The following is a 7556-nucleotide window of genomic DNA, read 5'->3' on the forward strand; positions in this document are numbered from 1 at the left end:
AAGCTAAGCGACACCAAATAACATAACAGTAACAGTAATTGAAATAGACATCAGGACCATCGGAGCGAACAGGGATGAACAAAAAAGGACTTATATTTATCGTGGGAGCCATTTTGCTGATTTTTTTGATTCCCGCCTACATTTTAATCCAGCAGCAGAGGGCGATTGCCTTTCAACCAAATGCCAATGGCGGTGTGTTGGATCTCGGAGACTGGAACTTCAGCGAGGACGGAGTAGTCAGACTGAACGGGGAATGGGAATTCTACCGCGGCCAGCTGCTGACACCGGGTGATTTTGCTCCCGAAAGCAGCCCTGAATCCGATCAACCCAAGCTGACCGGGATGGCGGATTTACCGGGAAAATGGAATGCGTACATAGGCGCCGACGGGGGAGAATCCGCTGAGGGATATGCGACGTTTCGCCTGAAGATAAGGCATGCCGGGACAGAAGGGGAAATTTACGGAATTCGTACGGGAAATATCCGGACCGCGAATCGTATTTTTATAGATGGCCAAGAAGTGGGGGAGAGCGGAAAGATCGGCCGCTCCAGGCAAGAGGAGGTCTCGAATAACATTCCTTATACCGGCTTTGCCGTAGCAAAGGGGGAGGAACTCGAGATTATCGTGCAGGTTTCCAATCATATCTACTCCTCGGGCGGGGTTTTTACGTCCATCTTGTTTGGCGATCAGGAGTCCGTTATGAAGAGCAGGGATCAGGCTCAACTATCCGATTGGATGACCATGTCCGGCTTCCTTATCCCGGCCTTGTTTTTTGCGGGCTTGTACCTGCTTCGGAAGGAGGCTTCGCTTCTTCATCTGTCGCTGTTCAGCCTTACAGCCATACTGTATGTGCTGACGCACGGGGAAAAGCTGCTGTCGGTATTCTGGCCCGGTATGCCTTATTCCTGGTTCTTGAAGCTGCAGATGATCCTGTCGGCCCTGATCTATTATTATTTGCTTCATTATGTGGCGACTGTCATTCCTGATGCGGTTCATAAAATAGCGATCCGGTTATGCAACTGGATCACCATCCTGACCGTGAGTATCGCGCTCTGCCTGCCGCCGATCATGTTCTCCGTATTGGAACCGGGGCTGCTTCTTTTCTCCATAACTTGCGTTACATATATTTCTTACGTCATGTTCCGGAGTATCGTCAGACGGAATGAAGACGTCGGGTTCTCTTTGGTTAGCGTGATGAGTCTTTTAATGACGATCCTAATTTATTTAGCCAGCCTGTTGGGGTATGAAAGCCACGGGCTCGTCCCTGGCTTGATGCTTCTGTTCGTCATTATGCAGGCGACGCTGATGGCCCGGAGATTTGACAGATCCTTCAGCCAGGTGGAGAGCTTGTCCCGTAAATTGCTGACTTTGGACGGACTTAAGGACGAATTCATGGCGAACACCTCGCATGAGCTGCGAACGCCTTTGCACGGGATCATCAATATTGCCCAATCCATGCTTGAAGGAGCTGCCGGTAAAGTAAAACCGGAGCAGGTAAAGGATTTGTCGATGATTGTTTCGACCGGAAAACGGCTGTCGGTGTTGATCGACGACATCCTCGATTTTGTGAAGCTGAAGCACGAGGATATCGAGCTCAGGCGGGAGCCCGTAGATTTGCGGGCGGTCACCCGCTCGGTCATGGAAGTCATTTTTCATATATCCGGTTCTAAAAATATCGTGTTCGAACAGAACCTGCCCGAGAACCTGCCATGGCTGGATACGGATGAGGACAGGCTTCAGCAGATCCTGTACAATTTGCTCGGAAATGCGGTTAAATTTACGGATCAAGGGATTATCCGGATTCATGCGGAGGCCGAAAATGGACAAGTTACCGTCGCCGTGGAGGATACGGGAATCGGCATTACCAAAGAACAGCTCTCTGATATTTTCAACAAAACGTTTGAAGAGACGGGGGCAGGAAGTGAGAGCGGCGGGTACGGGCTTGGTCTCGGTATCTCCAAGAAGCTTGTGGAGCTTGGAGGCGGAGAGATTTGGGCCGAGTCCGAACCGGGACAGGGTTCGGTGTTTTATTTTACCGTTCCAGCATTGGCCGCCAACAGTCCTGGTCCGCCTGTCAAAATAGAGCCCCGGCAGTTCACCGGGAATGTATCCGATGAGAAGGCTGCAAAATCTGCGGATGAGCCTCAAACGGAGCGCTTTGTTATTCTGCTGGTGGATGACGACCCTATGAACCAGCGGGTCCTGCACAATCTGTTGTCTGTGGAGCATTACTCACTCATTTCGGCTTATAACGGAAGCGAAGCACTGGAGCGGCTGAATGAGGATCGGCAGATCGATCTCGTCATAGCCGACTGGATGATGCCTGGAATGACCGGAATCGAACTGTGCAAGACCATCCGTACAAGGCATTCGCTGTTTGAACTGCCCGTGCTGCTCCTGACCGCGCGGAGTTTGCCGGATGACGCCCAAATCGGCTTTCAGGCCGGGGTGAACGATCTGCTGCGAAAACCGGTTGATGCCAATGAATTAAGGGCCCGGGTGCGAACTCTGCTGGAGCTGCGCAAATCGGTGCAAGCGGCAATTTCGTCGGAGATGGCATTTTTGCAGGCACAGATCAAGCCCCATTTTCTGTTCAATGCGTTAAATACGGTCTTATCATTCCTGCCCTCCGAGCCGGATGCGGCGTCCAAGCTTCTGTTCGAATTAAGCCGGTATTTGCGGGGAAGCTTTGACTTCCAAAACCGTGATCAGTTAGTTACCTTGGAGAAAGAGCTTACGCTGGTTCATTCCTATTTGATGCTGGAGCAGGCACGGTTCCAGGATCGTCTCCAAGTGGAGATGGAGGTTACCGCCGATGTGAATTTGTTGATTCCTCCGCTCACGATCCAGCCTATCGTCGAAAATGCCGTCAGACACGGTATTATGCGGAGATCAGCCGGGGGGCTGTTACACATCGCCGTCCGGGAAGAAGGGGACCGGGTGTGGATCATCGTACGGGATAACGGAACAGGGATGCCGCCGGATCGGGCCGCTTCGCTGTTGACGGACTCGAACGGCCATTCCGGGGTGGGACTGAGGAATATTCATACCCGGCTGATGACGCTGTACGGCGAAGGATTGTCGATTGAAAGCCGGGAAGGAATCGGAACCGAGGTTCGTTTCGCTGTAAAGACGAAATCAGCACCAGGCGGTTTGCCGGGGATGGGAAGCGGCGGGGGGTAATAATCACGTATCGCTTGTTCGTCTTTACGAGGTCTTTGCCGCATTTGTTAATGTCATGATACACTGGATACAGAAACCTATCAGCAAGGAGAATGAAGACATGCCGCTTGAAATTGAACGGAAATTTCTGCTTCCGGAATATCCGAAAGCGCTGTTTGAGGAAGGTACCCTCCTCCTGACCAAGGAGCAGGTCATTGATCAGACCTATTTGGCACTGGACGGTGATCAGGAACTGCGGGTCCGCAAAATCAAGGACCTCGGCACCGGAGCGGTGACTTATACCCATACCTTCAAACGGGGCTTCGGCCTGGCTCGGGAGGAAGTGGAATATGACATCTCGGCAGGGCTATATGAGCAGATGATTCATAGCCGGGGCGCAATTCCTTTGGTGAAGAAACGGACTACCGCCCAATGGAATGAGTATACGATCGAAATCGACGATTACCGTCAGATCGACATGATGGTCCTTGAGGTTGAATTCGAATCCGAGGCGGAAGCGACAAGCTTCAATCCGCCGGACTGGTTCGGCGCCGATATCAGCACGGATAAGCAGTACAGCAACAAGAAAGTTTGGCGAGAGCTGCAAAAAAGAAAACAGCTATAACACCAGGGATTAAACGAAAACCTCCGGATAAAATTGCATTACTCGCCTTTCCAAGGGCAAGTTCAGCAGATTATCCGGAGGTTTTATAGCTTGTGCATCATTCAGTTATTTAAAGCCAAGTCGCTTTGGTCCCGCAGCAAGTGATTATAATTACTCCGCACAAATTCGAGCACCTTATCGCAAATGAGTTTATGACCGGCCTGGTTCGGATGAATCCCGTCCGAGCAGAGGAATTTTGTGAAATCGGGATGTTCCAGAAAGGCTCCCCGCACGTCGATATATTTGGTCTTCGTCATTTCCGATACTTTCAGGATCGTAGAGTTATACCGCTCCTGCCACCAATAAATTTTAGTGACGCTGCCGAGCCATTTCAGAATATTTTTCTCCGCTTCCGGATTGTTTTTGCTGACCCATTTAAAATAATTGTCCGCATTCAATGGCGGCAGGCTCATCAATACCGGGGTAATTTGCTGACTTTTCAAAAATTGGATCGCTTCGGTCAGCATCTTCTCAAACATATTAAAATCCGTCTTGGGGCTGTGGTCCCCATCGGGATTATCGGCAATTTCGTTCCAGTGAAAATCGCAGTCATTCCCGCCGTATTCGATCAGCACGATGTTCGGTTTATCCTTGAGCACGTCTTTTTTTAAATTGGACATGCCTTTGATCAAGGTATTGCCGAATCGGGCCGTATTCCGGACCGCGCCTTTCAATTTATCCTGTAAAAGAGACACGTAATTGTCCTCAAGGAGCACGTATTTATTTCTCGTCTCGTCATAAATGACTCCTTTGGAAATCGAGTCTCCCGTGATCATGTATTTAGCCGTCGTATCTTGGTTATCTCCATTCACTCGGATCACCTCATTCCATTTAGCTCTTGCCTAATTTTATTGTAGTTTAGTTGATGGACGAAAGGCAAGCGTAATCGGCGGTATTACCTGCTTCATTGTGGAAATAATAACTAGTCTATAGATCGTGGGAAGTTTGACGTATTTTATGACAAGTATGTGGACACGGAGTGTCACCTAATGAGAGAATACATAGAGAATATTAAGAAAAAGGGGGATGCATTCAGTGCTTCGATTTGGAGTTATCGGAACGAACTGGATTACGGAACGCTTTATTCAAGCGGCGGAGGAGACGGAGCATTTCAATCTGGCAGCCGTATATTCGCGCTCGGAAGAGAAGGGTAAGGCGTTTGCCGCTAAATATAACAGCAATCCGTCGGTGTATACCGATCTGGAACAAATGGTGTCCGGCGATGTGGTCGATGCCGTGTATATTGCAAGTCCCAATTCTTTGCATGCGGAGCAGGCGATATTGTGCATGAACCATGGCAAGCATGTGCTGTGCGAAAAGCCGCTCGCTTCAAACGTGGCGGAAACGCAGCGGATGATTCAGGCGGCGCGGGACAATGACGTGCTTCTGATGGAAGCGATGAAATCCACGCTGATGCCGAACTTCCGGGTGATTACGAACAATTTGTACAAAATAGGGCGGGTACGCCGCTATTTTGCGAGCTATTGCCAATATTCTTCGCGTTACGATGCGTTTAAACAGGGGAATGTGCTAAACGCCTTCAATCCTGAATTTTCGAATGGGGCCTTGATGGACCTGGGGATTTACTGCATTTATCCGCTGGTGACGTTGTTCGGCAAGCCGGAGGCAGTTCAGGCGACAAGCATTATGCTGTCCTCGGGCGTGGACGGTGAGGGAAGCATCCTGATGCGTTATGAAGATATGGATGCCGTCGTTATGTATTCCAAAATCGCGGATTCCTACGCACCGGCGGAAATTCAAGGGGAGAACGGAACCTTGATCATCGATAAGGTAAATCAGCCTTATGACGTGAAAATCCTGTACAGAGACGGGACAGTAGAGGATTTACGCCAACCGCAGATGCAGGAATCGATGTTTTATGAAGCAAGGGAGTTCATCGAGCTCGTGGAATCGGGGAAGCGGGACAGCAGCGTAAATTCGCTGGCCAACTCGCTGATCGTTGCGGAAATCATGGAAGAGGCCCGGCGCCAAATCGGGCTGAAGTTCCCGGCCGATTCATTTTAGCCTAAGGAATATGGAATGAGAAAGAGGGATATCCAGGCGGTGCCTTAATCAATGGCATACATCGCGGATATCCCTCTTTTGTTATTTTCGTTCTTATTGATACTTAACTACAAGCGCGTTGCTGATTTGCCGTCCTGGTGTCGTCAAATACTTCCCGTTGTAGTAAAGTCCGCTGGAAGCACCGCCGTCCAGGTTCATGGCCTGATATGCCCCGGCCTGCTTCATCATTTCGGCCAATTGGGGGATGGTAGCTCCGCTGGTGGTCAGCAGGATCAGCTTGTGATCGCGAGTCAATCCCAATGCGCTGCGGGCGCCGCCGCCCGTCAGGATTTTAGGATCCTTGAACCCTTCGGCTTTGACGTCGAGCGAAACCTTGCCATCCACCAGCAAGCGCGGTCCCGCTTGCAATGCGCCTTGAATGGAGCCTTGGTTGAAATATTCATTAAAGTCCGCGCCCGGGATCAGGTCCGCGAGCAGGTTGTTATCATATGTGAAGATGGTGCGTTTGTCGCCGGAAGCTTTCATTCGAAGTTCGCCTTTGCTGACGATATATCCGTAAGGTGCTTTATAGCTGTCCTTGGTGTATGCGTCAAAAAACGTGCCGTTGATCGCGACGGTGGCCTTGCTGCGTTTGGCGATGCTGCTCAAATTTTCTACTTTTCCGGCCGTGTCTCCGGCTAAAACGACATCCAGTTTAATTTTCGGATGCATGAGCGAGATTGTGACCATCTGGGCGGAGATCGATTTGCTGCCGACTTTAAATGTTTTGCTGGCACTTACGATCGGCGCGGCTCCATTCGTTACGCTTCCACGGGTGATGGCCGGGAGCGATGCGTTGGTGTTGTCGCGGCTGATGCTTACCGCAGATGGATTTTTGCTCCATTCAAGCGAGTATCCAAGCGCTTCGCTTATAAATTGCAAAGGTATGTAGGTGGTTCCGTTCTCGCTGAACGGTGCGTCCGAGATCGTGACCGGAGCTCCGTTCTTCTGCGCGGCCGTTTTGCCGACGAACAGGGTCAGCTGCTTTTCGCCGTCCGTAATATCGATTTGTTTGTTGGCTTCGGTCCATTGTACCGAAGCACCGGCAAATCCTTTCAGAAAGGATAACGGCACAAAGGACTTGCCGCTTTTGGCATCAATCAGGACCACATTCTTGGGCGCTGCGGCGGGTGCGGCGGCGAAGCCCGATGGAACGAGGCAGAGTAATGCCAGGAAAGCCAGAAATACAGGGATGACTGTTCTTTTCATGCTGATGATTTTCTCCTTTTATGTAGTTGTTGTTGTTTACTAAAGGTATATCGGAACAAACGCCGTTTTCTTTAACCGTCTGAATCGGAGCAGGGAGTAAGCAGTGTTGGGAAGCTGGACTTTTCGCTATTCTTGGGGGGGAAGGGTTGCATGTTGCTCAACTTGGAGGAGTGTTCTGTTGGACTGAACTTGCCGTTCGAATGCTGCGAGCCCTGTAACATAATACTTAGCTGGTCCAGTCGGTATCCATTTGCTCCACGTTTCTGTTAAACGCTCAACTGTGCCCACCCAACCACCTTTCCGTCCATCGTCTTAATCCCTATTGGATATGCGGCTAGGCCCCTTAAATCCGGAGTCTTACCCACCAAAAATGGCTCGTTCGCATAATAGCTCACTATTTCAAACAATTACATCGCTTTATGAAATTCAGACGTATCCTCCTGCGTTTTAACCCAAAC

General features: G+C 50.3%; 5 protein-coding genes. 3 read left to right on the forward strand and 2 right to left on the reverse strand.

Annotated elements, in window-relative coordinates; all coding sequences use genetic code 11:
- Positions 1 to 74: 74 nt before the first annotated feature.
- Positions 75 to 3182 (forward strand): hybrid sensor histidine kinase/response regulator, encoded by a 3108-nt coding sequence (locus KJS57_RS10510; protein WP_213654740.1) that lies wholly within the window; start codon positions 75 to 77, stop codon positions 3180 to 3182.
- Positions 3183 to 3282: 100 nt separating this feature from the next.
- Complete coding sequence (locus tag KJS57_RS10515) at positions 3283 to 3786, forward strand: CYTH domain-containing protein (protein ID WP_211022819.1); 504 nt, start codon at positions 3283 to 3285, stop codon at positions 3784 to 3786.
- A 101-nt stretch (positions 3787 to 3887) separates the two neighbouring features.
- Here KJS57_RS10515 and KJS57_RS10520 read toward each other — a convergent pair whose 3' ends face one another.
- Positions 3888 to 4637, reverse strand: coding sequence for an SGNH/GDSL hydrolase family protein (locus KJS57_RS10520; RefSeq protein WP_306434214.1), 750 nt, complete (start codon positions 4635 to 4637; stop codon positions 3888 to 3890).
- 223 nt (positions 4638 to 4860) lie between these two features.
- On the opposite strand from KJS57_RS10520, the gene KJS57_RS10525 reads away from it, so the two are divergent.
- Positions 4861 to 5850, forward strand: a complete 990-nt coding sequence (locus tag KJS57_RS10525) for a Gfo/Idh/MocA family protein (RefSeq protein ID WP_211022818.1) — start codon at positions 4861 to 4863, stop codon at positions 5848 to 5850.
- A gap of 93 nt (positions 5851 to 5943) precedes the next feature.
- Here the strand turns inward: KJS57_RS10525 and KJS57_RS10530 are convergent, their stop codons facing one another.
- A complete protein-coding gene (locus KJS57_RS10530) occupies positions 5944 to 7098 on the reverse strand; it encodes a phosphodiester glycosidase family protein (protein ID WP_213654741.1) in 1155 nt (384 codons plus the stop codon).
- Positions 7099 to 7556: the final 458 nt, after the last annotated feature.

Source organism: Paenibacillus vini, assembly GCF_018403325.1.
Lineage (GTDB): Bacteria > Bacillota > Bacilli > Paenibacillales > Paenibacillaceae > Fontibacillus > Fontibacillus vini.

What these genes read in the sequence shown, in the direction of transcription:
- KJS57_RS10515 (WP_211022819.1), top strand. Translation starts at nt 3,283, where the DNA reads ATGCCGCTTGAAATTGAACGGAAATTTCTGCTTCCGGAATATCCGAAA.
- KJS57_RS10510 (WP_213654740.1), top strand. Translation starts at nt 75, where the DNA reads ATGAACAAAAAAGGACTTATATTTATCGTGGGAGCCATTTTGCTGATT.
- KJS57_RS10530 (WP_213654741.1), bottom strand. Translation starts at nt 7,098, where the DNA reads ATGAAAAGAACAGTCATCCCTGTATTTCTGGCTTTCCTGGCATTACTC.